This is a genomic window from Nostocoides sp., from assembly GCF_037045025.1.
Taxonomy (GTDB): Bacteria; Actinomycetota; Actinomycetes; order Actinomycetales; family Dermatophilaceae; genus Nostocoides_A.
Map to the genome: position 1 here is coordinate 250,849 of NZ_JBAOHM010000016.1, position 23,486 is coordinate 274,334.

The window sequence follows — 23,486 nt, forward strand, 5'->3', positions numbered from 1 at the left end:
CTCACCGGGCACCTCGCGCCGGCCCGCCTCCGCTGTCGAGCAGCCAGACCTCGACCTCGTCACCCGCGGCGAGCGTCGTGGTCTGTGCCGGGACGATGACGAGCGAGTTCGCCCGCACCAGATCGTGGACGAAGTGCGATCCTTGCCCGACAACGGGATCGACGAGGTAGCCGTCCTGGTCACGGGTCGTCACGGCCCGGGCGATCTGAGTGCGTCCCGCCGGGGAGGACAGCTCGTGGCCCATGACGCCACGCACGACGCGGCGCTCGTGGGTGCGGCCCATCATCACATCCAGCGCCGGCGCGACGAACATCTCGAAGGACACGAACGCCGAGACCGGGTTGCCCGGCAACGCAAAAACCGGAACCGCCCGGGAACCATAGCGTCCAAATCCCTGCGGCTTGCCCGGCTGCATGGCCACCTGGACGAACTCGACGCCTCGGTCGTGCAGCGCCTCCTTGACCACGTCGTAGGCGCCCATGCTCACGCCGCCGGTCGTGACGATCGCATCGCAGCGCGCGACCAGTTCGTCAAGCGTCCCGATCAACTCGCCGGGCTCGTCGCTCACGCTGCCGCACTCGGCGACCTCGGCCCCGAGTTCGGTGAGGCAGGCGGCGAGCATCGGCGCATTGGATTCGTGAATTTGTCCGGGGCGCAAGGGTTGTCCGGGTGCGACCAACTCGTCGCCCGTGGACAAGACGGCAACCCGTGGCCGGGGAAGCACCTCCAGGCTGCCGTGTCCCGTCGAGGCGGCCAGCGCGATGACCCGCGGGTTGACCAGCGTGCCCGCCGGGATGACCACGCTCCCGGCGCGCACGTCCTCACCCCGCGGCCGGACCGAACGACCCGCGGGCACCGCCTCGCTGATCGCCACCCGCTCCAAGCCCCCGTCGGTCCGCTCGACCATGACCACGGCGTCCGCTCCAGCCGGGAGCATCGCCCCGGTCATGATGCGGACCGCCTGCCCCGCCACGACCTCGTATGCCGCGGCGTCGCCCCCCGCGGCCACCTCGCCGACGACGTCCAGCACGACCGGATCGGCTTCGCTCGCCCCGCTGACATCGGCCGACCGAACGGCATAACCATCCATCGCGGAGTTATCAAAACCCGGAAGGTCCACCGCGGCAACGACATCGGCGACGGTGACCAACCCCAGGCAGGCGTCCAGCGGCAACGTGATCGTCGGCAGCGGGCCGAGCGCGGCCAAGATCGCGTCGCGGTGCTCTGCTACCGAACGCATTCACGCACCAGCCGAGACATCGCCCAGCACCGTCCCCGGGGCGATCGGCCCGTCCTGGTCGACCACCACATCACCGACACACCGCACCCCGGCGCCAAAGGTCGCATCGGCGCTCACCTCCAGCGAGGTGCACTCGCGCAGCGACGGCGGCCCGTCGGGGAAACGCGCCGCAAAATCGTCGACCATCGCATAGGCCGGCGAGAGCCGGATCGACGGGTCCGGGTGGGTGATCGTCGAGACGATCTTGCTGTCCTCGTCGAGCTCGAAGACGTCGGACTGCACGAGGAGCAGTTCGTTGGTCGACTTCACCGGCCGGAAGCGGTTGCGGGGCACCGCGATTGCCTGCGATCCCGGGAAGACCTCGATCGCGGTCCCCATCGCGGACTCGATCTGGATGACCTGGGTTGAGCTCTTGTCGGTCGGGTCGACGGTCTTGCGGTTGACGATGATCGGCAGCCCGAGCACGCCGTCGCGCTCGGCAAGCAGCCGGGACAACACCTCGATGTCGACCCAGAGGTTGTTGGCGTGGAAGAGCGGATGGCGCACATTGTCCTGGAAGAAATCGTCCTCCCCGGGCGCCACCATCGCGCTCTCGCGCAGCACGAGTTGGCCGTCGGACTTACGCACGGCCAGGTGGCCGCCCTTACGGTCGTTGGCGGTCCGCTCGCACAGCTCCGCGGCATACGGGACGTTGCCGTCGATCATCCAGGCGGCGATATCGGGGTCGCACGTCGCCCCGAGATTGTCGACATTGGCGAGGAAGATGTAGAGGATTCCCTTCTCCCGCAGCGCATCCAAAACACCAGTGCCCTGCAGGGCGACATAGACGTCGCCGTGGCCGGGCGGGCACCACTCCAACGACGGGTCGGCCGGCCAGGACACCGGCGCAAGGCTGTCCGCGGTGAGCTTGGGCTCGGCGTTCTGCACGAAGTCGAGCGGCAGCCCCTCGACCGGCAGCTCCGGATAGGCCCGCAACACGGCGAGCGACTCCTCGCGCGTGCGGAAGGAGTTCATCAGCAGCAGCGGCAGCTGCACGCCATACCGGGCCCGCAGAGCCAGCACCTGCCGGACGACGATGTCGAGGAAGGTCAGCTCGCCGCGCACCTTGAGCACCGACTTCGGGCCGGACAGGCCCATGCTTGTCCCCAGGCCGCCGTTGAGCTTGACGACCGCGACCTGGGCGAGCGCCGCGGCCCGCTCCTCCTCGCTCGAGCCGAGCTGCTCCAGCCGAGTGACCGCGGTCAGCGGATCGATCGTGTCCTCGGGCATCAGCCCCTGGGCGCCCTCCTCGAGCATCCGGTGGAACCGCTCGAACACCTTGATCGCGCTTGCGTCGACGCCGCGCTCGGTCATCGCGGCCCGGGCGGCGGCCAGCCCTTCAGAACTCATACGACCACCCTACGATGACCGGTTATGGCAACGGCCAAGCAGCAGGCACGCGCTCGGCGCCGGGCCGCGCGCCGGGCGATCGCGGCGACGCGCGACCTGCACGCCGACGGCGAGGCGATCGCGACCCACCTCGCCGCGCTGTTCGACGCCCTCGCGATCGGCCCCGGGGACGATGTCACGGCATACGAGCCCCTCCCCATCGAACCCGACATCGAGCCGGTATGCCGCGCGCTCGCCGCCCGCGGCGCCCGCGTGCTGGTGCCGATCACCTTGCCGAGCTATGACCTCGACTGGGCCGACCTCGCCGATCCCGAGCGCACCCCGCTCGGCCTGGACGCGGTTGCGACCTGCCCGGTGCTCCTCATCCCCGGGCTCAGCGTCGACCAGGCCGGCACCCGGCTCGGCCAGGCCGGCGGCTGCTATGACCGCACGCTGCCGCGGGCCCACCCCGAGGCCCCGATTGTCACCGTGCTCCACCCGGGAGAGCTGCTCGACGCCTGCCTGCCGAGCGACTCGTGGGACGCGCCGGTCGATGCCGTGGTCACCGCGGACGGCCTGACCTGGCTGCGGGGCACACCCCCGCTTAGGAGGACGTCCCCGGCGTCAGCGTGAGCACATCGGTGCCGGCCTCCTCGACCGCCGCCGCGCTGAACGGCCAGGGCCGGGTCCGCGCCGCCCGCCAGTCCTCGATCTGGTCGCGGTAGTGGGCGTGCCGGGGGTGGCCGCTCTGCCCGGTCTGACCGCTCCACGCGGAATCGTCGAAGTCGGCGAGGTCGACGATCATCCGCATCGCCGGAGCCCAGTTCGAGGCGTAGCCGGCGCTGGCATCCCACCCGAAGGCGTTGACGATCCCAGAGCCGCCGGGAACGGCATACGGACCGGCGTTGACCAGCCAGCGGACGAAACCGGGAACGCCCTCCCCGCCGAGGACCTTGTGCCGCAGGGTGACCTCGTGCAGTTGACCCCAATCCCACTTCTGCGGGTTCTTGCCGAGCTTGCGGGTCAAGTCGTCGCGGGCGGTCACCAGGGCTTGGCGCAGGATCTCATCCCGCGTCTCGACCACGCCGGCGGTCTTGCGATCGTCCCACCACAGGCTCTTGGGCTTGCCCAGCAGCACCGCGACCGACTGCATCGACGTCGACCCGCCGGACGCCGCGACATCGGGCGGCAGTTCGTCGTTGAACGTCAGGGTGACGATGCTGGACCAGACGGCGTTGTAGTAGGCGGCGGCCGCACTCTCGCGATTGGCCCCGATCGGGTTGGTGAAGTCCCAGTCGCGCAGCAGGTCCTGGGCCTCGGCGACGAAGGCGTCGTTGACCTTGATCGCGAGCAGCGCCTTCACCAGCTGGGGCGCGAACTCGTTGCGGGTATCGCCCTGGATCCGGGCCATGTCCGCCACGGTCAGTTTCGGCGTCGCCGTGATCAGGTCGCCGATCCGTTTGGCGCGGAAGCCGGGGTCCCACTCGGAGGTCAAGAATGGCGTGTCGCTCGTCGTCACCGCCTGGTTGGCCGCGACGAGATACCCCGAGGGGGGATCGAGCACCCACGGCAGCTGCTCGAACGGGACGAACTCCTTCCAGTCCCACTCCGACTCCCACCCCTTGGCCGGCAGCAGCCCGGTCTGCGCACCGTCCGCAGAGAGTTCACGGATGGGGATCATTCCGGGAGCCTGGTAGCCGATGTGACCGGCGGTGTCGGCATACAACAGGTTCTGGGAGGGCACGGCGAAGTCGCGGGCCGCTTCGCGGAAGTCTTCGAAGCTGCGCGCCTGGTCGATGGCGAAGAGCGCGTCCATCGTCTTCCCCGGCCGCAGCGCGGTCCACGCCAGCGAGACGGCGTATGCGGCCTGGTCCGCCCGCCCGTCGACCGGTGCGTTGTCGCCGGCACTGGCTAGCGACTCGATGACATCGGACAGGATCGGCCCGTGGACGGTCTCTCGGACGGTCAGCGAGACCGGGTCGCCGCCAGCGACGTTCAGGGTCTCGGTGCGGATCGTCAGCGGCTCCTGCTCGCCGTCGCGCAGATAGCTGACTCCGTCGACCTGCTCGAGATAGAAGTCGGTGACGTCGGGGGCGAGGTTGGTGTACGACCAGGCGATCGTGTCGTTGTGGCCGATGACGATGCCGGGCACGCCAGAGAAGCTGAATCCACTGACGTCGAAGGGGCAGTCCGCATCAACCTGGCGGCAGCGCAGGGTCGCTTGATACCACACCCCAGGGATGGCGACACCGAGGTGTGTGTCGTTGGCCAACAACGGCTTTCCCGTGCTGCTTCGTGCACCGGACACGACCCAGGAGTTCGATCCGACGTTCTCGCCGGCACCGATCAGATCCGGGATCGCATCGAGCGCACGGATGGTCGCGGCATACGCGCGGTCGATGCGCGGCGGGGCCCCCGAGGGCGTGGCTCGGCGGCTGTTGCCGGTGGGGGTGGTCCTGCCCGCGGTCGCGGGCCACTGGCCGGGCGCGAGGATGGGCGGGTTCTGCTCGGCTGGGAAGGGTGGGTAGAGGTCACGGATCTGATCGGCCGACACCCGCCCGAAGATGCGCGCGCGCCGCAGCTCGTCGGTGTAGTCCGAGCGCAAATCCCACGCCATCGCCTTGATCCACGCGAGGCTGTCGACCGGCGTCCACTTCTCGATCCGGTAGTCGGGAAGGCGCTGACCGAGGATCGCGTACTCCACGGCGACCTCGTCTTCGGCCTTGCCCTCCAGGTAGGCGTTGACCCCGTCGGCGTAGGCCTGGAGGTATTGCCTTGTGGCGGAGCTGAGTTGACCAAGCTCCTGCTCGGCCACGCGTCGCCAGCCCATCGTCCGGATCACCTTGTCGCTCTCCAGCCCGTCCTCGCCGACGAGTTCGGCCAGCCGGCCGGCGGTGACGTGCCGTCGCAGGTCCATCTCGAAGAACCGGTCCTGGGCGTGGACATAGCCCTGGGCGCGGAAGAGATCCATCGGCGTGTCGGCGACGATCGTCGGTATGCCGCGGTCATCGCGTGAGACCGTGACCGGCGCGCTCAACCCGGCAACGGCGAGCGTGCCGTCGACCTGCGGGAACGACTTGCGCACGAAGTTGGTGCCATAGATCCCCGCGGCCAGCGCAAAGACGAGGACGACGACCACGAGCACAAGCAGCAGGCGGCGAGCCAACCCCAGGCGAGACACCCTGCGAGACTAGGTCATCGCATGGCGGATTCGAAGGAGGCTGGCACCGGTGACGGCCGCGGCGCAGGGCAGTGCGGAGGGCTTCAACCTGGCTGCGCTGACGCCCGCACTGCTGCTCGGTTCCTTGATCCTGATCGTCTGCGTCATCGCGATCCGGTTGTCCAACCGCACCGGGTTGCCGTCGCTGCTCATCTATCTCGGCGTGGGACTATTCCTGGGCGAGAGCACGATTCCCGTGGAGGTGCATTCGGCCGAGCTGACCCAGGTCCTCGGGTATTGCGCGCTCATCGTCATCCTGGCCGACGGTGGGCTGACCACCCGCTGGTCGAGCATCCGCGGCTCGATCCGCCCGGCGGTGCTGCTGTCGACCGTGGGCGTCGTCGCCTCGATCGGGGTGGTGGCCGTCGCGTGTCATCTGTTGCTGGCGCTGGACTGGCAGACCTCGTTGCTCGTCGGGGCGATCTTGTCCTCCACCGATGCCGCTGCGGTCTTCTCGGTGCTGCGCAATGTGCCGCTGCCGCGACGCCTGACCGGCATGTTGGAAGCCGAATCGGGCTTCAACGACGCCCCGGTCGTCATCCTCGTCACCTCCTTGTCGGCGCAGGCCGCCAACCCCGGCCACGGCCACTCCCCCCTGGCCGTTGGCGGCCTGGCGTTGCTGGAGCTGACGGTCGGCGCGGTGATCGGGTTGTCGGTGGGCTGGGTGGGCAGCTCGGTGATGCGGCATACGGCCTCGGCGTCCTCCGGTCTGTTCTCGATCGGGATCCTCGCGGTGACCGTCCTCGCGTATGCCGCGGCCGCCTCGGTCCACGCCTCCGGCTTCATCGCGACCTATCTGAGCGCGCTCGTGCTCGGCAACCGGAAGCTGCCCCATAGGCAGGCTGTTCACGGCTTCGCGACCGGCGCGGGTTGGTTAGCGCAGATCGGGCTGTTCGTCCTGCTCGGGCTGCTCGCCGAGGCCGAGGACCTCGGCAACCAGGTGGTCCCCGCGATCGTCATCGGGCTCGTGCTGCTGCTGCTCGCTCGACCCGTGTCAGTTCTCGCGTCGGTGTCGTGGTTTGGTATGCCGCTTCGCGAGCAAGCGTTCCTGTCGTGGGCAGGCCTGCGTGGCGCGGTGCCGGTCGTGCTCGCGACCGTGCCGGTGACGATGCGAGCCCCCAATGTCGACTGGATTTTCGACCTCGTCTTCGTTCTCGTCATCATCTTCACGCTCGTGCAAGCACCAACGCTGCCGTATGTCGCTCGCTGGCTCGGCGTCGTCGAAGAGCACCGGTCACGGGAGCTGTCGGTGGAGTCCACGCCGGTCGAGGAACTCAAGGCACAGCTGCTGCAGATCGACGTCGGGAAGCGCTCGCGCCTGCACGGGGTGGCGATCTTTGAGCTGCGCCTGCCCGAGGACGCGAACGTGACGCTCATCGTGCGGGACGGTCACGGGCTGGTGCCGGGCTCCCGCACGACGATCCGGCGTGGGGACCAACTGCTCGTCGTCACCACCGACGCGGCGCGGGAGCAGGCCGAGAAGCTGATCCGCCGGATCAGCCAGCAGGGCCGCCTCGCCGGGTGGACGGCCCGTCCGGTGCGCGTTCCCAAGCAGCCGGGCCGGCCCGGCTTCGGCAGTGTCGGCGCCCCGCCGACCGACGCCGACGCGTGATCGGGTATAGCCGCCTGGACCAGGCTGGGAATACGGCCCGGCGAAGGCGGCCTTATCATGGGCAGCCGATCCCCCGTGTGTCGCACGTTGCGGTGAGCCCGGGGATGCCAGCGACGAAAGGGCACCCGTGCCGACTTATGCCTATGCGTGCGCCGACTGCGGGCACGCCTTCGACGTCGTCCAGTCATTCAGCGACGACTCGCTGACCGTCTGCCCCGAATGTGAGGGGCGGCTGCGCAAGCAGTTCAGCGCCGTCGGTGTCGTCTTTAAGGGCAGCGGCTTCTATCGCACCGATTCCCGGGCCGGGGGATCTGGGAAGTCCGCCAGCTCCTCGGTGCCGGCCAAGTCGGGCTCGGGCGCCAGCGGCGAATCGAATGCGTCCGGTGGATCAGCGGGCAGGTCAGGTTCGGGATCAGGCGATTCCGGTTCCAGCGGCTCGGGTAGTGGCGGCTCGGGTAGTGGCGGCTCGGGTGAGAGTGGTTCCGCGTCCGGGTCGTCGTCCACAGGGTCTGGAGCCAAGGTTTCGGCGTCATCCACAGGCGGCTGATCACCGGCTCGGCACGGTCGGGTCCCACGGCATACAGTCAGGTGCATGACCAGCGCTGACGACCACGGGAGCCGGCTGGCCGAGATCGGCGTGATCGGCGGGTCGGGCTTCTATTCCTTCCTTGAAGGCGCGAGCGCGCACCCGGTCAGCACGCCCTTCGGCGAGCCGAGCGCACCGCTGGCGATCGGGGAGGTCGCGGGGCGACGAGTGGCCTTTGTGCCCCGGCACGGCAAGGGCCACCGGTTCCCGCCACACCGGGTCAACTACCGCGCCAATCTGTGGGCACTGCGCGCGGTCGGCGTCCGCCAGGTGCTGGCGCCGTGTGCTGTGGGGTCGCTGCGACCGGAGGTGACACCGGGCACGGTGGTCGTCCCCGACCAGATCGTCGACCGCACCTGGGGCCGTGAGCATACGGTCTATGGCGATCCGGGGGACGTGGTGCACGTTGGTTTCGCCGATCCGTTCTGCCCCAGCGGGCGGGCCGCCGTGCTCACCGTCGCCGCCGGGCGCGGGGCCGTGGACGGGGGGACACTGGTCGTCATCAATGGGCCGCGCTTCTCGACCAAGGCCGAGTCCCGCTGGCACCAGAGCGCCGGGTGGTCGCTCGTGGGGATGACGACGATGCCCGAGGCCGGCATCGCCCGCGAGCTGGCCATGTGCTTCACGACGATTGCCTTGGTGACCGACCACGACGCCGGCATCGACGGGGCCGAGGCGGTCAGCCACGAGGCGGTGTTCGAGGTCTTTGCCGCCAATATCGCGCACCTGAAGGACACGCTGCGCGAGGTCGTCGCGGCGTTGCCGCCCACCGAGCCCGACGAGAGTGCGACCTGCCCGTGCCGGCGCGCCCTCGACGGCCTGACCTTGCCGTTCAGCCTGCCCTGACGGGGCCAAACCGATGGGGGCGGCCGGGCGCGACGGGGATTGCGGTCCTCACGGCGCCCGACCCGGGGAATCACGAGCCAGCAAATCACCACGTGGGGAATCACGACAAGGGGGATCACAGTGGTCATCAATCTGCGCACCAAGCGGGACGGGCCCGGGACGGCCCGGACCGGACTAACCCGTTCTGGGGCAACGCGATCCGGGGCCGCCGGGCCGAGCGGGCCGTTCGCCGCGCTGGCCGGGTCGAGTCGCCAGGCCGCGTGGCGCCGGACCCTGGTTCGTCGACTGCTCGCGAGCCTGCTCGTCGCACTCGCCGTCGTGCTCCTGCTCGTGCGGCCCGGCCCCCTCGGGGCGCTGGCCGGCGATCCGAAGCCGACGGATTCCGGCTCGGGTCAGGGGTGGCTCGGCAGCGCAGGCTCTGGGGAGGACGACCAGTCCGGTGACGCGGCGGACGCCGGCACTGGGCAAGGAGGCGATCCGAGCGCCGTGGGTCCGGCGGGGGTCGCCGGGGCCTTGGCGGTAGTCCGGATCGGCGGGCTGCGCGGCGCCAGTGCCGTGCCCGTCGACGCCGTCGGGATCTCGGTGCCTTCGATCGATGACTCGATGGCGGCCCGGTTGCGGGCGGGCGACGTCGTCGACGTCTACGCGAGCGGACGCAAGTCGCCAGTGGCGCGGGCGGCGCGAGTCATCGACGTCATCGCCTTCCGGGCACCGCCCTCGGGCGGGTCGGAGGACGCCGGGCCGGGCCCGGTCGCCACGGGCGGATCCCGCGTCTTCCTCGCGGTCGCCGCTGGGGATGCCGCCCGGGTCGCCGACGCGACCAAGGAGGGAGATACCGCGGTCGCCGGATTCTGGTTCGCTGTGCGCCCAGCACCCAAGGACACCAGCTCTGCCCCGTGACTACTGCCCGTGCCCGGCCGGAACCGCGGCCTGCCCGGAGACTGGCCCGCGGACCGCGTGTCCCGGGCGGCCACCGCGCGTCGAGATGAATTCCGGGTCAGAATCAGCTAAAGTCTTCCCGCTTAGACAGCGGCGGGGCCCCCACGGAGGTTGGCCTCGCGCCCACCACTTCCTCCAACAAAAGGATCCCGGAACACCCATGAAGGGTTTCAAAGAGTTCATCATGCGCGGCAATCTCGTCGAGCTTGCCGTCGCCTTCATCATGGGCGCGGCGTTCGCGACGGTTGTCACCGCCTTCACCACGATCGTTATGGACCTGCTCGGCAAGGTCGGCGGCAAGCCCGACTTCTCCGGCTACACGCCTCGCGGGGTGCATGTCGGCGCCTTCCTGACCGCCCTGGTCGCCTTCTTGATCATGGCGTTCGTCGTCTACTTCTTCCTGGTCAAGCCCTATGAGGCGGCCAAGGCCCGCTTCGCCCCGGCCGAGGACGAGGCCCCTGACGCCAACACCGTGCTGCTCACCGAGATCCGCGACGAGCTGCGCCGCCGCTGACCCCGGATCACGAAACACCGCGACGGCGGGTGGAGACCTCCTCCACCCGCCGTCGCGCTGTCTTGAGGCAGGTTGACTCGGCCAGCGGGGTGACCTGCAAGAGGTGAGCTATACCGCACTCCCTGCAGGACAACCCGGCCGCGTCAGTCGTGCCAGTGCGGCGGGCGGTTGTCGCGCAGCCAGCGGTCGTGGGACCTCTCGTCGGGGGTCTCGCCCCACCCGGCGGCCGTGTCGTCGCGGGTCTGCTCCGGTCGGGCCGCGGGTTGCGGCCGGTCGGCGCGCAGGCCTTCGATCGCCCCGGCGATGCGGGCGACCTCGCGGGCCGGGTCACGGAAGAGGTCCACGCTGGCGACATGGATCACCCGCCATCCGAGCCGGTGCAGTTGGGCGAGTCGCAGCCGTTCGCGCATCCGGATGCCGCCGGCGCGGGCATACCGCAGGCCGTCGAGTTCGACGGCAACCATCGGTCCCGACTTGGCGAACGGGTCACGCACGGCCAAGTCGACCGACCCGTCCAGCGCCGGCCCGTCGGCGCCGATCGCGGGCTGAGCCCCATAGGAGGTGACCACGATCAGCCCCCGCGCCCGCAGCCGTCGAGCAAAATCGTCGACCAGCACCGACCCGGGCGCTCCACCGGCCACCTCGGCGCCCGCGCCGGCGGCGAGCAGGGCATCCAGCAGCGGGCTCCCCGTCGACTCGCCAGGTGGAAACGAATGCAAGACGAGCATTCGCGAGCGGGCCCGGCTGACCACCGCGGTGAGCAGGCGCGGCTCGACATCACTCGCGTCGGCGTCGAGAACCACGATGACGGCGTCCCGGACTTCTGCGGCGCAGCCCTCGGGGTCGAGCACCGCGAGCGGCTCCGGTCCGTCATCGGCAACGGCAGCGAGTGGCACTACCTGGCCGGTGCCGGCGCGCAGCGCTCCGGCGACAAGTCGCGCCAAGCGCGCTGAGGACGCAATGACCGCAAGCGACTCGTCCGGTCCTTCCCGAGTCCACTCCACGGCCCGCTCGGCAGCCGCCTCGGCGAGCGCGCGACGGCGTGGAGATGCCTCGGCAGCTGGATCAGCCACCGCCTCGGCTGCTGGATCAGCCACCGCCTCGCCCGCCGGGTCAGCCACCTCCTCGCGGGGGGCTGCGGCGATCACTCGCTCGCAGGTGAGCGCCCGGACGCTGCGCGGCGCGGGAGTCGTCACGAGCAATCCGGCATACGAGCCCTCGATAGCGGCAACGAGCCGCTGATCGCGGCTGGTGTAGTGCCAGGGCAGGCAATGGACCGGCAGCACCCGGGCAGCGAGATCCAACAGCGACTCCGGCTCGCCCTCCTCCACAAGCCGAGCGCCGGCGCAGGCGGTGAAGCCACGCGGCCGCGGCATCCGCGAGTCGCCGACGATCACCGCTTGGGGCGCGCGGGCCAGGACGGCGGCAACGATGGCGGGAGTGAGCGCATGCGCTTCGTCAATGACGACGACATCGAAGGCGGCGTCCTCGTCAAGGAGCATGGCCGCCGCACGCGGCGACGTCAGCACGATGGGTGGACCGGTCGGCGTCGCAGCGCTCGCCAAATCCGCGACGATCTGCCGCTGAAGCGCTGCGTCGGCCGCCCGGAAGGAGCCGGCGGCGGCACGCAACGCGTCCCCGCGGGCCGTCGCATAGCCGGGGTCGGCCGCCGTGACGGCTTGTAGCACCGAGGACCACCACACCAGATCGACTTCGGCGCCAACCTGGTCGGCAGGCACGGCGCGCTGGGCGAGATCGTCGACGAGGTCGCCCAGGCCCGCCTCCCGCGCGGCGAGGATGGTGGGGCGCGTGCGCGGCAGCACATCCAGGCGGGCCCGGGTCGCATCGAGGCGGCTGATCAGCGACGGCAGCTGGGCGAGCGGCAGGTCGAGCAGAGCCGGCGCGTCGGCGGGTCGGGCCAGTCGGGCCTGGAGGACTCCTAGGGGCGCGGCGAGCGCGGCATACGCATCCTGGGCACGGTCGAGGCCGGTGATGTGGGCCGGGAGCACATCGGAGGCGCGCACGCGCAGCCAAAGCGGGCGCAGGGCCCGGGCCCGATCGAGCAGCGCCTGGCCCTGCTCGGGGCTCGCTCCCGGACGCAACAACCCCCTCAGGGCACGATGCACCCGCCACCGCTCGCGCGTGCCCGCGCCCGTGGCAATCAGCTGATCAAGCGGGGCATCGAAGATCCCGAGCCGGAAGACGGCGAGCACCTCACCGATGCCGGCCATCTCGGCGACGAAATCGCGGTAGTGGCCGAGCGTCGGCAATGCCGGCACCGCAACGCCGGCGAAGACCTCATCGAAGGTCGCATCCAGGCTCGCGAACGCGCTGGGTGAGAGCGCATCGAGAGCCGCACGCGCGTCGTCCTGGGCCGAGGCGTCATCGATGTCGGCACCCCACCACGGATCGTCGTCGACGCCGAAGCTCCAGGCCGACTGCTCGGCGACCCGCGTCAACTCACCCCGCCAATGCTCGCGCGCGTCCGCATCGAGGGCGGCCAGCGCCGAGCCGCCGATGCGAACCTTGGACCGCGGCGGGTGCTTGGCGCGCGTCAGTTCGACCAGCCGGGACTGGATCTCGTCCAAACTGACGCCCCAGGGCCGCCGTCGCCCGTGCATTCGCACGACGTGGGAATGCAGCGTCTCCCGGGCAGCCGACCAGGTCGGCCAGGGATCGTCCTCGCCGGAGGGCGTGGCCACATGCGGGGGCGATGCGGTCCGCACCGACAGCCACGGGGACTGGTCGAGGCGCGGCTCGTGCAGCAGGTGGGCCAGGCCGAGATGGTCGAGCCGGCCGGCGATGCTAGCCCGGCCCGGGCGTGAGGGCACGGCGACCAGGGTCCGGGCGCCAACCCGGGCCAGGTCGGCGGCCAGATTGACGATCGTTTGCGACTTCCCGGTGCCGGGGCCGGCGTCGATCACCAGGCTCACACCGTCGCGAACCTGCTCCAGCACGGCCACCTGCGGCGGGTCGGCGTCCAGGACGAAGGGCTCGTCCGGATTGGCGGGCAGGGCCAGCGACTCGGGGCCGGTGTCGCGAGCAGCGCCGCCCTCGGTCGCGGCAGCGACCAGCAAGCGGCCGAGGACCGGGTGCGCCCCCAGCCGCGGCGCGGACCGTTCGAAATCGGCGACCGCAGCGGCGCGGGCCAGATGGACAGTGGTGACCCGCAAGGTGCGCTGCAACGCCCACCCGGGGACCGAACGGGTGGCGTCGGTGAGCGCCGCAAATGCTCCGGTCGGGTCGAAGCCGTTGCCGAGCCGGGAGATCCGAGTCAGCTCCGCCGCGTCCAGCTGGATCCCGAAATCGGCCGAGAGCCGCTCGCGCAGTACCGGGTTGAAGCTCATCTCGCCGACTGCGTCGACGGCGTAGTCCGCTCCGCTTGCGTCGAGCGGCCGGACCCGGCAGCGCCGCAGGAAGACCGGGGCCGCGGGTTTGGCGTCGTCGGCCGTGTCGGCCACGGCCCACGTCGCCGTCCCCGCCAGCAGGTAGCACCCGGGCAGCCCGTGCTCTCGGTCGAGTTCCAGTTCCTTGCGGCGCACCGCGCGGGCGCTGTGCAGGGCGCGCGTCCGCGAGGTCGGCTCGCGGAAGAGTTCGGTCAGGCGGGTGCTTCGGCCGCTGAGGAGTTTGGCGATGCCGGCGGGATGAGCGTGGGTGAGGTCGATCGCCGCCGCGGCGGCCCGCCACAGCAGGGTGTCGGGGGCGCCGTCGGCCGCGACCTCCGCCCGCCACCGCTCGATCACCACAGCCGGGCCCGCGACGGGGCCGGGCGCGGTGTTCGGGGGGCTGGAAGTCACGGCCCACAGGCTAGACGACGCCCACCGGCCGGGGCCGCACTGGTCGGCCTACGAACGACGCCGCCCCCGGGCGTGATTTGCCTGCCGGTGGCCGGCGGCCAGCACACTCACGCCGAGGACGGCGACCGCACCCAGCAGCGCGCCGTGCGCGAGCCAGCCGTAGCCGAAATGTTGCACGACGACGCCCGCCGCGGCGCCGCCGCCGGCAGCGCTCAGCCCCATGACGAGGTCACCGACGCCCTGCGCCCCCGCTCGCTCCCGCACCGAGACCGCGCCGACGAGCATCGTGGATCCGCTGACAAAGGTCGCCGACCAGCCCAGCCCGAGGAGGAAGAGAGCGATCGCCAGGCCCATCGAGAATCCCGCTTCGGCGACGCCGGCCCGGAGCGTCGAGAGCAGGAGGATCAGCCCGCCGACCAACGCGACCGCTCGGGCACCAAACCGGTCAACCGCGATACCCATGACCGGCGCGAACGCGAACATCCCCACGATGTGGCCGCTGATGACGAAGCCGACCACACTCAGCGAGGCATGCCCGTGCACCATGTGCAGCGGGGTCATCACCATGATGCTCACCATCACGACGTGCCCCAACGCCATCGTCGTCACGCCGGCCAGCGCGAGCGGATGGGCGCAGATCGCCGCCAATCCGCGAGACAGCGAGCCCTTGGCCAGCGCCGGCGGCTCGCCCGACAGGGTCCGCGAGAGCAGCAGCGGGTCCGGCCGCAGCCGCACCCACATCAAGGACGCGGCGACGAGCAGCACCACGGTGCTGATGACAAAGGGTCCGACCAGCACGTCGAGGCCGAGCGTCCGGGCGATCGGCTCGGCCGGTCCGACGAGGTTGGGGCCAAGCACCGAGCCGGCGGTCGTCACCCAGACCACGAGCGAGAGGTCGCGCCCGCGGTGCTCCGGCAGCGCGAGGTCGGCCGCGGCATACCGAGCGGCGCTGTTGGCGGCGGTCGCCGAGCCGAGCAGGACGCTGCCGAGGAGAAAGAGCGCGAACGACGAGGCGGCCGAGGCGGCCACGACGAGCAGGGCGCCGGCGACGGCAGCGGCATACGCGATGGTCAGCGAGGGGCGGCGCCCGGCGCGGTGAGCGATCGCGGCGAGCGGCAACGCCAATAGCGCCGCCCCGAGGGTCTGGAAGGTCCCGCCGAGCCCCGCGAGATCGGTGCGGCCGCTGATCTTCTCGGCGAGCAACGACCCGACAGTCGCCCCCGCCGACAACCCGATCCCGCCGAGGACCTGAGTGGTCATCAGCGTCGAGACCGTATGCCGCTGCGCCTGCGCCCGGTCCATCACCTCCACCACGCGCCTCACCTTAGGTGCACTTCCCGCCCGCTCCTGACCCATGACAAACCTCATGGGTGGGACGTGACAGCGCTCCCGGGACTCGGCCCAGTCGCTGGGCGAGCGTTGAGGCATGGCACTCACCACCAGCGACCTCCTCTCGCCGCCCGCTCCGGCGCCCACCCGCACGCCACCCGAGGCCATCGCCTTGGCCGGCCTGACCAAGTCCTTCGGCCCGGTGCACGCCGTGCGCGGCATCGACCTGAGCATCCGCCAGGGCGAAGTCGTTGCCTTCCTCGGCCCGAATGGCGCCGGCAAGACCACCACCATCGATCTCATCCTCGGGCTAGCCGAGCCGACGGGCGGGTCGGCGCGGGTTTTCGGGCTGGAGCCGCACGAGGCCATCCGGCGCGGCCTGGTCTCGGCCGTTATGCAAACCGGCGGGCTGCTGAAGGACCTGACCGTCGCGGAGACCATCGCCTACACGGCCTCGCTCTTCCCCCACTCCCTTCGCGTCGAGGATGTGCTCCGCACCGCCGGTCTCGAGGCGATCGCCGCTCGCCAGATCGGCAAGTGCAGCGGCGGCGAGCAGCAGCGAGTCCGCTTCGGGATGGCGCTCGTGTCCGACCCCGAGCTGATCATCCTCGACGAGCCGACCACGGGCATGGACGTGAGCACCCGGCGCGCGTTCTGGGAGAACATCCACGCCGACGCCCAACGTGGCCGCACCGTCCTGTTCGCCACGCACTACTTGGAGGAGGCCGACCTGTATGCCGATCGGGTCGTCCTGGTGCGGAGGGGCCAGGTCGTCGCGGACGGGACCTCTGCCGAGATCAAGGCCCTCGGCGCCGGCCGCTCGGTCCGGGCCACCTGGCCGGGGGCGAGCGCGGGCGACCTGGCCGCGCTGCCCGCCGTCGAGAGTGTGGACATCATCGGTGACACGGTCACTGTCCATACGAGCGACTCCGACGCCGTCGCGCGCCACCTGTTGACCACCACGCCCGCGCGCGATCTCGAGATCACCGCCCGCGGGCTCGAAGACGCCTTCGTCGCGCTCACCGCCGACGAGCCCACCGAGGAGAGCTGACCATGTCCACTGCCACCATCGACCTGAGCACGCACCCGGCGCCCCGCAGCGGCGGCATCACCCTGACGATCCTGCGGATCGAGCTGCGGCGCATCCTGCGCAACAAGCGCACGCTGATCTTCACGCTGGTCTTCCCCGTCGTAATGTTCCTGTTTATCGCCTCCCAGGTGACCGGCCAGGACGACCAGATGGGAACGGCCTACGCCAATGTCGGCGCCTACATCATGGTCAGCATGGCGCTCTACGGAGCGATCATGGCCACCACAGCGGCGGGGGCATCGGTCTCCATCGAACGCGCGAGCGGCTGGAGCCGGCAACTGCGGCTGACCCCGTTGCGGCCCACGGCATACGTGCTGATGAAGGTGGTCCTGGCGCTGGTCATCGGCATCGTCGCGACCCTGATGACGTTCGTTGTCGGCGAGCTGTCCGGCAAAGCGCACATGCTCGGGCGGACCTGGCTGGAAGCGGGCACGATCATCATCGCCGGATCGCTCGTCTTCGCCGCGCTCGGGCTCTTCATGGGCTACCTGCTGCCGAGCGAGAACGCGATGCAGTTCCTCGGGCCGATCCTGGCGGTGCTGTCCATCCTCGGCGGGATCTTCTCGCCGCCCATCGACCCGCACTCGACCTACGGGCACATCGCGGCGTTGACCCCGGTCTACGGATACTCCGAGATCGCGCATTGGCCGTTGACTCTCAGCCACGACGGAAGCTACGACAGCTTCCACTTCTCCTGGGTCGTCAACCTCGTGCTCTGGGGAGTGGTCTTCGTCGCCGGCGCTGCGTGGCGCTTCCGCAAGGACACCGCTCGGGTGTGACGCGCGGCCTGCGAGACTGGGGCTCATGAGCCGGGTGCTGCCGATCGTCGTGCGCGACAGGGAGCGCCGGGAGCGGACGGTGTCCTCGCTCGTCGGGCTCACCTTCGCCGGGGTCTGGCTCGTCTTCCTCGCCGAGCCGATCGGTGCCGCCTGGGCGCTGCGGGGGACCCCCCGCGGCAGCGCCGGGCTGGTTGCTACCATCGCTTTTGCCGCCCTTTATCTGTGGCACTTCCAGCGCTCGCGCGTCTTCGCGTTCGGCAGCAGCACGCAGGCCCCCCGGCTCCCGACCGGGCGACTGCCGCGGTATGCCGGGCTGGCCGCCCTCGGTATGGCAGACACCCTGCTTGTCGGCCAGACCGGCACGAACACCTGGGTTTTTCTCGCGGTCGCCGGGCTGTGGACGATGCCGGTCCGCTGGGCCTTTGTCGTCGGGTTCACCCTGGTCGCGGCCTACGAGACGCTCGTCCGGGTCGTGGACGGATGGAGTCGGCATACGGGGGTGTCGATGTCGATCGCGCTGTCGATGTTCGCCGTAGGCGGCGGGATGCTCGCGGCGCGGCGGTCACGGGATCTTTCGGAGGTCCGCCAGGAGAACGCCCGACTGGCCGTGGAAGAAGAACGCAACCGGCTCGCCCGCGACATCCACGACATCCTCGGGCACTCGCTCACCGTGATCACCGTCAAGGCCGAATTGGCGGGACGCCTGCTGGACGTGGACGTGGAGCGGGCCGGCTCGGAGCTGGCGTCACTGGAATCCCTTGCCCGCGAAGCCCTTGCGGACGTGCGTGGCGCCGTTGTCGGCGTCCGGGACATCTCGCTCGCGGGCGAGTTGGCGCGGGCGCGGCGGGCGCTGACGTCGGCGGGGATCGAGGCTCGGCTCCCGACGGCGGTCGATGAGGTGCGGCCGGAGCTAAAAGAGCTGTTTGCGTGGACGGTGCGCGAAGCCGTGACGAATGTCGTCCGGCACTCGCATGCCGACAGCTGCGAGATACTCGTGGAACCGACCGCAATCCGGGTCCGGGACGACGGTCCGGGCGACGGGCCGGGCGAGGGACAGGGCTACCGGCCAGTGGGCATGGGCCATGGCCTGCGCGGGCTGCGGGAGCGGGCGAGCGCTGCCGGCGCCATGGTCACGACCCGGCGTCTGCAGCCGCGCGGGTTTGAAGTCGTCGTCGCCGCCAAGGCCAGGTGAGCCCGGTGACGATCACCGTCGTGCTGGTCGATGACCAGGCGCTGGTGCGCGGAGCCATGGCCGCCCTGCTCGACCTCGAAGCCGACCTGCGAGTCGTCGGTGAGGCGGGAACCGGGGACGAGGCGCTCGACCTGGTGCTGCGGGTGCGACCGGATGTCGTGCTCATGGACGTCGACATGCCCGGCATGGACGGGATCGAGACGGCGCGCCTGCTGCGGGAACGTGGAAGCGCCGCCCGAGTGCTGATCGTGACCACCTTTGGCCGGCCGGGCTATCTGCGCCGGGGGTTGCAGGCCGGCGCGGCCGGTTTCGTCGTCAAGGACACGCCCGCGCGGCTGCTCGCCGACGCCGTGCGCCGGGTGCACGCCGGGATGCGCGTCGTCGATCCGACCCTCGCCACCGACTCACTCATCGCCGGCGAGTCGCCGTTGACCCCCCGGGAAGCGGACGTGTTGCGGGCTGCTAGAGACGGCGGCTCCGTCGCCGACATCGCCGCCGCCGTCTTCCTCAGCGAGGGAACCGTCCGCAACCACCTCTCCAGCGCGATCGGCAAGACCAACGCCCGCAACCGCGCCGACGCCAGCCGCATCGCCAACGACAACGGCTGGCTGTGAGCCTCTCGCTGAGGTCCCTAGCTCCCTTCGCTGAGGTCTTTGCTTTTTCGTTGAGGTCGCACGACCGGGAGCCCGACCTCAGCAAAAAAGCAAGACCTCAGCGCATGTTCGTCCGGCATGCGCACTTTCGTCCGATGTGCGCATGCCGTGGGAGGCTCAGCCGTGGACGGCCAGGGTGGCGCCGAGGGTGAGCATGAGCACCGCGATCACGCCATCGAGCAGGCGCCAGGCGCCGGGTCGGGCGAAGAAGGGGGCGAGCCGGGAGCCACCGAAACCGAGGCCACTGAACCACAACAGCGAGGCGGTCGACGCGCCGCCCCAGAAGTAGGCTCGCTCACCCTCGTGATGAGCACCGATCGAGCCGAGGAAGACCAGCGTGTCGAGGTAGACGTGCGGGTTGAGCCAGGTGAAGGCAAGCGCGGTCACCACGGCCGCCTTGACGCTCATCGGCCCAGACTCCGCCTGCTTGAGCGCGGACGGGCGCAGCGCGCGACGGGCGGCGAGCAGGCCGTAGGTGAGCAGGAAGGCCGCACCCAGCCAGCGCAGCGCGGCCAGCACAGTCGGGGCGGCCGTGACCAGCGCTCCCATCCCGGCGACACCCGCGCCGATGAGCAGGGCGTCGGAAATCGTGCATACGGCGACGATCGGGGCGATGTGCCGCCGCCGGATCCCCTGGCCGAGGACGAACGCGTTCTGCGCGCCGATCGCGACGATCAGCGCTGCCCCGGTCACCAGGCCGCTCACCGCGGCAGTCCAAGCGGTACTCACGGCGGCGACGTTACGAGCCTCAGCGACATACAGACAAGCTTGAACTTCTTAAGAATCATTAGCATTCCTTCATGGATGTCTCGCTCGAGCAATTGCGCACCCTGACCGCCGTCGTCGACGAGGGGACGTTCGAGTCGGCGGCCACCGTCCTCGGCGTGACGTCCTCGGCGGTGAGCCAACGGATCAAGGCGCTGGAGGCGGCGACCGGGCGAGTGTTGGTGACCCGGTCCAAGCCGGTGCACCCGACCACCCCCGGGGCGATCGTGCTGCGCTTGGCGCGGGTGACGACCCAACTCGCGGCGGACACCGCGGCCGAGCTCGGCGTCGGCGAGCACGCCGGGCACGCCACCCTCCCGATCGCCTGCAACGCCGATTCGCTCGCCACCTGGTTCCTGTCGGCACTCGCGCGCCTGCCCGCCCGGCACCGCGCGGTCTTCGACGTCCACGTCGACGACCAAGACCGGACCTTCGAGCTGTTCACCTCCGAGTCGGTGCTGGCCGCAGTGACCTCGGTGGCTCGACCCGTCCCCGGCTGCCGCGTCACCTCGCTGGGGTCGATGCGCTATTTTGCCGCTGCCGCGCCGGATTTCGCCGACGCCTTCTTTCCGGACGGGTTGACCGCAGCGGCGATTGCCGCGGCGCCGCTCGTGGTCTTCAACCGAAAAGACACGCTGCAACACCGGTTTATCCGCGAGTTCACGGGTGAATCCCTCACTCCCCCAGCTCATTATCTCCCGTCATCCGCCGACTTCGTGCGCGGCATCCAGCTCGGCCTGGGGTGGGGATTGATCCCGGAGCTGCAGTGGACTTGCGACGTGGCGCCTCGAGAGCTCGTCCACCTGGCGCCCGACCGCCCCGTGGACGTTCCGCTGCACTGGCAAGCATGGACGCTCGACTCGCCACCGTTGCGCGCGCTCAGTGACGTCGTCGTCGCCGAGGCGCACGCGCGCCTGCGGGTTACGGTGTAGGCATGGCCAAGCCTGCTGCCGCCGAGGTGATCGCCGGGGACCGGGCCGTCCGAGTCTCCTCGCCCGAGCGGGTCATCTATCCGGCAACCGACTCGACTCCCGAAGTCACCAAGCTCATGGTGGCTCAGTATTTCGCCGATGTCGGCGACGGGCTCCTGCGGGCCCTGCGCGATCGGCCGACCGCGCTGGAGCGCTGGACCAAGGGCGTGCTGCCGGGCATCAAACTTGGCACGGGACGACCGGGTGAGAAGTCGGATGCCTTCTATCAGAAGCGGGTTCCGACGGGAGCGCCCGACTATCTGCAAACCTGCCAGGTGACCTTCCCCTCGGGGCGCACCGCCGACGAGGTCTGCCCGACCGAGATCGCCGTGCCCGTGTGGTGCGCCCACATGGGCACGCTGACCTTCCACCCGTGGCCGGTGCGCCGCCACGATGTCGACCGACCCGACGAACTGCGGATCGATCTCGACCCACAGCCGGGGACGACCTTCACCGACGCGGTCCGCGTCGCCGGAGTCGCCAAGCAGTTGCTCGACGACCTCGGGATCGTCGGCTGGCCCAAGACGAGCGGCAACCGCGGCGTCCACATCTATGTCCGCATACGCCCCGACTGGGAGTTCGTCGACGTCCGACACGCGGCGATCGGCTTCGGCCGCGAGCTGGAGAAACGCGACGACGGCGTGACCACCGCATGGTGGAAAGAGGAACGGGGAGAACGCATCTTCGTCGACTTCAACCAGAACTGCCGAGATCGGACGATCGCCTCGGCTTACTCTCTCCGGCCGATCCCCGGAGCGCCGGTGTCGACGCCGATGACCTGGGCAGAGCTGGCCGAGGTGCGCGACCCCGCGGCATACAACCTCTTCACGGTGCCGGAGCGAGTCGCCGCCGGCGATCCGTGGGCGGGGATCGACGACGAGCAGTTCTCGATCGAGCCCCTCCTTGAGCTGTATGCCGAGTCCGGCCTTGGTGAGATGCCCTACCCGCCGGACTACCCGAAGATGCCCGGCGAGCCGCCGCGTGTCCAGCCGAGCAAGAAGGTCGCCGCCCACTGGGACGACGACGGCAACCGCATCGCCGAGTGAGGAGGACGGACCGATGAGTCGAGACGCGCGCATGGGTAGCGGCGGGCCGTCGAGTGGAGAGTTGCCCGCGATCGGCACGCTGCCGCGGCTGCGGTTGGCGCACCTGCCCACGCCCTTGGAGCCGATGGACCGGCTCGCGCGGGCGCTAGGGAAACCTCCCGGGACGCTCTATGTCAAGCGCGACGACTGCACCGGCCTGGCCGGGGGTGGCAACAAGCTGCGCAAGCTGGAGTTCCTGGTCGCCGATGCGCTTGCGCAAGAGTGCGACTGGCTGGTCACCGTCGGTGGGCCACAGAGCAATTCCGCCCGGATGGTGGCCGCGGTGGCACGTCGGCACCCGCTCGAGGTCACCCTGGTCCTCACCGGCGAGCGGCCGACGGCGTTGAGCGGCAACCTTGTGCTCGACGCAGTCCTGGGCGCCCAGCTCGTCTGGGCCGAAGACGTCGGCCTGGACGGCGGGGACGACGTCGTCGAGGCCGAGTGCCGGCGGGTGCGCGATCTCGGGCACCGGCCATACGGCATCCCGCTGGGTGCATCCAACCCGCTCGGCTCCCTCGGCTATGTCCTTGCGGTGCAGGAGATTCGCGAACAGTGCCCTCGCGTGGACATCGTGGTGACGGCCACTGGGAGCGCGGGCACGCATGCCGGGCTCGTGGCGGGCTGGGGTGATCATGCGGCCGTCATGGGGGTGCGCGTCGTTCCCCGCGCCGATCTCGGCGAACAGGTGACGCGGATGGCTCTCGACACGGCCCGGCTGGCGGGCCTTCCCGAGCCGGTTGGCCTCTGCCGGCTGGAGGAGGGCTTTCTCGGAGGTGGGTATGGCGCACACACCGACGCGTGCGCGGAGGCGATCGTCCTGGCCGCCCGCACCGAGGGCCTAATCCTCGACCCGGTCTATACCGGCAAGGCCATGGCGGCCCTGATCGACGCGACTCGGACCGGGCGGCTCGACCCGGGCGCCGTCGTGGTGTTCCTGCACACCGGCGGGATGCCCGGGCTGCTCTCGGACGCTCACGGCGCCTGGGCCGCGCAAGCCGGGCGGTCCGACGCGAGGTGGCTCCAGCCCAAGGTCGACGGCTGACTCGGTGGTCTGATCGGCCCGGTTGCCGGTTGGCCGGTTGGCACGATCGGCCAGGGGTCGACACTGGTCTACGTTCGGCCGGACGGCGCGGGCGGGGTCAGGCCGGTGGCAGGGCTAGGTGGGGCGGTGGCCCCAGCCGAGGGCCGGCGGTGGGATGGAGAGGTAGGTGTGGCCGGTGGGGGTGGTGATCGCGGTGATGTGGGTGCGGGGCCTGGCGTTGCGGGCGATGTGGGTGTTGCGGTCGGTCTCGGGTCCGGCGGCGTAGGCGGCGATCTCGGCGCGGGTTAGGACGCGGGTGGTGAACCCGGGGAGGTCTTTGGTGTAGTTGCAGCCGGCGGACAGGCCTTGCCCGTTCTGGTAGCTGGTGGGCCCGCCCTTCGCGGCGGGGACGGCGTGGTCAGCGTGGCGGATGGGGGCATCGCAGTGGGGCATGCGGCAGCGGTCGTCGCGCAGGATGA

The 23,486-nt window shown here is 70.5% G+C and carries 20 protein-coding genes; 13 read left to right on the forward strand and 7 right to left on the reverse strand.

Features of this window, described 5'->3' with window-relative positions; genetic code table 11:
• Position 1 precedes the first annotated feature (1 nt).
• On the reverse strand, positions 2 to 1,240 hold the full coding sequence (locus tag V9G19_RS23725; RefSeq protein WP_462287854.1) for a molybdopterin molybdotransferase MoeA: 1,239 nt from the start codon (positions 1,238 to 1,240) through the stop codon (positions 2 to 4).
• Positions 1,241 to 2,629 (reverse strand): UTP--glucose-1-phosphate uridylyltransferase, encoded by a 1,389-nt coding sequence (locus V9G19_RS23730; RefSeq protein ID WP_462287855.1) that lies wholly within the window; start codon positions 2,627 to 2,629, stop codon positions 1,241 to 1,243. It lies immediately after the preceding gene.
• Positions 2,630 to 2,653: 24 nt separating this feature from the next.
• On the opposite strand from V9G19_RS23730, the gene V9G19_RS23735 reads away from it, so the two are divergent.
• Positions 2,654 to 3,241, forward strand: a complete 588-nt coding sequence (locus V9G19_RS23735) for a 5-formyltetrahydrofolate cyclo-ligase (RefSeq protein ID WP_462287856.1) — start codon at positions 2,654 to 2,656, stop codon at positions 3,239 to 3,241.
• On the opposite strand, the gene V9G19_RS23740 is transcribed toward V9G19_RS23735, so the two are convergent.
• Positions 3,213 to 5,789 (reverse strand): penicillin acylase family protein, encoded by a 2,577-nt coding sequence (locus V9G19_RS23740; protein WP_462287857.1) that lies wholly within the window; start codon positions 5,787 to 5,789, stop codon positions 3,213 to 3,215. The genes V9G19_RS23735 and V9G19_RS23740 overlap by 29 nt on opposite strands.
• A 49-nt stretch (positions 5,790 to 5,838) precedes the next feature.
• On the opposite strand from V9G19_RS23740, the gene V9G19_RS23745 reads away from it, so the two are divergent.
• The 5 genes from V9G19_RS23745 (at position 5,839) to mscL (ending at position 10,325) form a co-directional block, all read left to right on the forward strand.
• Positions 5,839 to 7,440, forward strand: coding sequence for a potassium/proton antiporter (locus tag V9G19_RS23745; protein WP_462287858.1), 1,602 nt, complete (start codon positions 5,839 to 5,841; stop codon positions 7,438 to 7,440).
• Positions 7,441 to 7,567: 127 nt separating this feature from the next.
• Positions 7,568 to 7,987, forward strand: a complete 420-nt coding sequence (locus V9G19_RS23750; protein WP_462287859.1) for an FmdB family zinc ribbon protein — start codon at positions 7,568 to 7,570, stop codon at positions 7,985 to 7,987.
• Positions 7,988 to 8,032: 45 nt separating this feature from the next.
• Positions 8,033 to 8,872: an S-methyl-5'-thioadenosine phosphorylase gene (locus V9G19_RS23755; RefSeq protein WP_462287860.1), complete on the forward strand. Its 840-nt coding sequence runs from the start codon at positions 8,033 to 8,035 to the stop codon at positions 8,870 to 8,872.
• Between the two features lie 120 nt (positions 8,873 to 8,992).
• Positions 8,993 to 9,772 (forward strand): hypothetical protein, encoded by a 780-nt coding sequence (locus tag V9G19_RS23760; protein WP_462287861.1) that lies wholly within the window; start codon positions 8,993 to 8,995, stop codon positions 9,770 to 9,772.
• A 199-nt stretch (positions 9,773 to 9,971) separates the two neighbouring features.
• Complete coding sequence (mscL, locus tag V9G19_RS23765) at positions 9,972 to 10,325, forward strand: large conductance mechanosensitive channel protein MscL (protein ID WP_462287862.1); 354 nt, start codon at positions 9,972 to 9,974, stop codon at positions 10,323 to 10,325.
• A gap of 143 nt (positions 10,326 to 10,468) precedes the next feature.
• On the opposite strand, the gene V9G19_RS23770 is transcribed toward mscL, so the two are convergent.
• A complete protein-coding gene (locus V9G19_RS23770; RefSeq protein WP_462287863.1) occupies positions 10,469 to 14,122 on the reverse strand; it encodes a hypothetical protein in 3,654 nt (1,217 codons plus the stop codon).
• A gap of 48 nt (positions 14,123 to 14,170) precedes the next feature.
• Positions 14,171 to 15,436, reverse strand: coding sequence for an MFS transporter (locus tag V9G19_RS23775; protein WP_462287864.1), 1,266 nt, complete (start codon positions 15,434 to 15,436; stop codon positions 14,171 to 14,173).
• 112 nt (positions 15,437 to 15,548) lie between these two features.
• Here V9G19_RS23775 and V9G19_RS23780 point away from each other — a divergent pair, with 112 nt between their 5' ends.
• From V9G19_RS23780 to V9G19_RS23795, 4 genes are read left to right on the forward strand one after another with little or no spacing between them, the layout of a single operon-like run.
• Entirely contained in the window at positions 15,549 to 16,502 is a 954-nt protein-coding gene (locus V9G19_RS23780) for an ABC transporter ATP-binding protein (RefSeq protein WP_462287865.1), read from the forward strand.
• A gap of 2 nt (positions 16,503 to 16,504) precedes the next feature.
• Positions 16,505 to 17,320, forward strand: coding sequence for an ABC transporter permease (locus V9G19_RS23785; protein WP_462287866.1), 816 nt, complete (start codon positions 16,505 to 16,507; stop codon positions 17,318 to 17,320).
• A 25-nt stretch (positions 17,321 to 17,345) separates the two neighbouring features.
• Positions 17,346 to 18,512, forward strand: coding sequence for a sensor histidine kinase (locus V9G19_RS23790; RefSeq protein ID WP_462287867.1), 1,167 nt, complete (start codon positions 17,346 to 17,348; stop codon positions 18,510 to 18,512).
• Positions 18,513 to 18,517: 5 nt separating this feature from the next.
• A complete protein-coding gene (locus tag V9G19_RS23795; protein ID WP_462287868.1) occupies positions 18,518 to 19,126 on the forward strand; it encodes a response regulator in 609 nt (202 codons plus the stop codon).
• Positions 19,127 to 19,282: 156 nt separating this feature from the next.
• On the opposite strand, the gene V9G19_RS23800 is transcribed toward V9G19_RS23795, so the two are convergent.
• Positions 19,283 to 19,894 (reverse strand): LysE/ArgO family amino acid transporter, encoded by a 612-nt coding sequence (locus V9G19_RS23800; protein WP_462287869.1) that lies wholly within the window; start codon positions 19,892 to 19,894, stop codon positions 19,283 to 19,285.
• Between the two features lie 71 nt (positions 19,895 to 19,965).
• On the opposite strand from V9G19_RS23800, the gene V9G19_RS23805 reads away from it, so the two are divergent.
• The 3 genes from V9G19_RS23805 to V9G19_RS23815 are packed head-to-tail and all read left to right on the forward strand — an operon-like array spanning position 19,966 to position 23,028.
• On the forward strand, positions 19,966 to 20,862 hold the full coding sequence (locus V9G19_RS23805) for a LysR family transcriptional regulator ArgP (protein WP_462287870.1): 897 nt from the start codon (positions 19,966 to 19,968) through the stop codon (positions 20,860 to 20,862).
• A 2-nt stretch (positions 20,863 to 20,864) separates the two neighbouring features.
• Entirely contained in the window at positions 20,865 to 21,947 is a 1,083-nt protein-coding gene (locus V9G19_RS23810; protein ID WP_462287871.1) for a DNA polymerase domain-containing protein, read from the forward strand.
• Positions 21,948 to 21,960: 13 nt separating this feature from the next.
• Positions 21,961 to 23,028 (forward strand): 1-aminocyclopropane-1-carboxylate deaminase/D-cysteine desulfhydrase, encoded by a 1,068-nt coding sequence (locus tag V9G19_RS23815; protein ID WP_462287872.1) that lies wholly within the window; start codon positions 21,961 to 21,963, stop codon positions 23,026 to 23,028.
• A 114-nt stretch (positions 23,029 to 23,142) separates the two neighbouring features.
• Here the strand turns inward: V9G19_RS23815 and V9G19_RS23820 are convergent, their stop codons facing one another.
• On the reverse strand, positions 23,143 to 23,460 hold the full coding sequence (locus V9G19_RS23820; protein WP_462287873.1) for a hypothetical protein: 318 nt from the start codon (positions 23,458 to 23,460) through the stop codon (positions 23,143 to 23,145).
• Positions 23,461 to 23,486: the final 26 nt, after the last annotated feature.

What these genes read in the sequence shown, in the direction of transcription:
- V9G19_RS23735 (WP_462287856.1), top strand. Translation starts at nt 2,654, where the DNA reads ATGGCAACGGCCAAGCAGCAGGCACGCGCTCGGCGCCGGGCCGCGCGC.
- V9G19_RS23725 (WP_462287854.1), bottom strand. Translation starts at nt 1,240, where the DNA reads ATGCGTTCGGTAGCAGAGCACCGCGACGCGATCTTGGCCGCGCTCGGC.
- V9G19_RS23755 (WP_462287860.1), top strand. Translation starts at nt 8,033, where the DNA reads ATGACCAGCGCTGACGACCACGGGAGCCGGCTGGCCGAGATCGGCGTG.
- V9G19_RS23810 (WP_462287871.1), top strand. Translation starts at nt 20,865, where the DNA reads ATGGCCAAGCCTGCTGCCGCCGAGGTGATCGCCGGGGACCGGGCCGTC.
- V9G19_RS23790 (WP_462287867.1), top strand. Translation starts at nt 17,346, where the DNA reads ATGAGCCGGGTGCTGCCGATCGTCGTGCGCGACAGGGAGCGCCGGGAG.
- mscL (WP_462287862.1), top strand. Translation starts at nt 9,972, where the DNA reads ATGAAGGGTTTCAAAGAGTTCATCATGCGCGGCAATCTCGTCGAGCTT.
- V9G19_RS23785 (WP_462287866.1), top strand. Translation starts at nt 16,505, where the DNA reads ATGTCCACTGCCACCATCGACCTGAGCACGCACCCGGCGCCCCGCAGC.
- V9G19_RS23780 (WP_462287865.1), top strand. Translation starts at nt 15,549, where the DNA reads ATGGCACTCACCACCAGCGACCTCCTCTCGCCGCCCGCTCCGGCGCCC.
- V9G19_RS23805 (WP_462287870.1), top strand. Translation starts at nt 19,966, where the DNA reads ATGGATGTCTCGCTCGAGCAATTGCGCACCCTGACCGCCGTCGTCGAC.
- V9G19_RS23730 (WP_462287855.1), bottom strand. Translation starts at nt 2,629, where the DNA reads ATGAGTTCTGAAGGGCTGGCCGCCGCCCGGGCCGCGATGACCGAGCGC.
- V9G19_RS23815 (WP_462287872.1), top strand. Translation starts at nt 21,961, where the DNA reads ATGAGTCGAGACGCGCGCATGGGTAGCGGCGGGCCGTCGAGTGGAGAG.
- V9G19_RS23820 (WP_462287873.1), bottom strand. Translation starts at nt 23,460, where the DNA reads ATGCCCCACTGCGATGCCCCCATCCGCCACGCTGACCACGCCGTCCCC.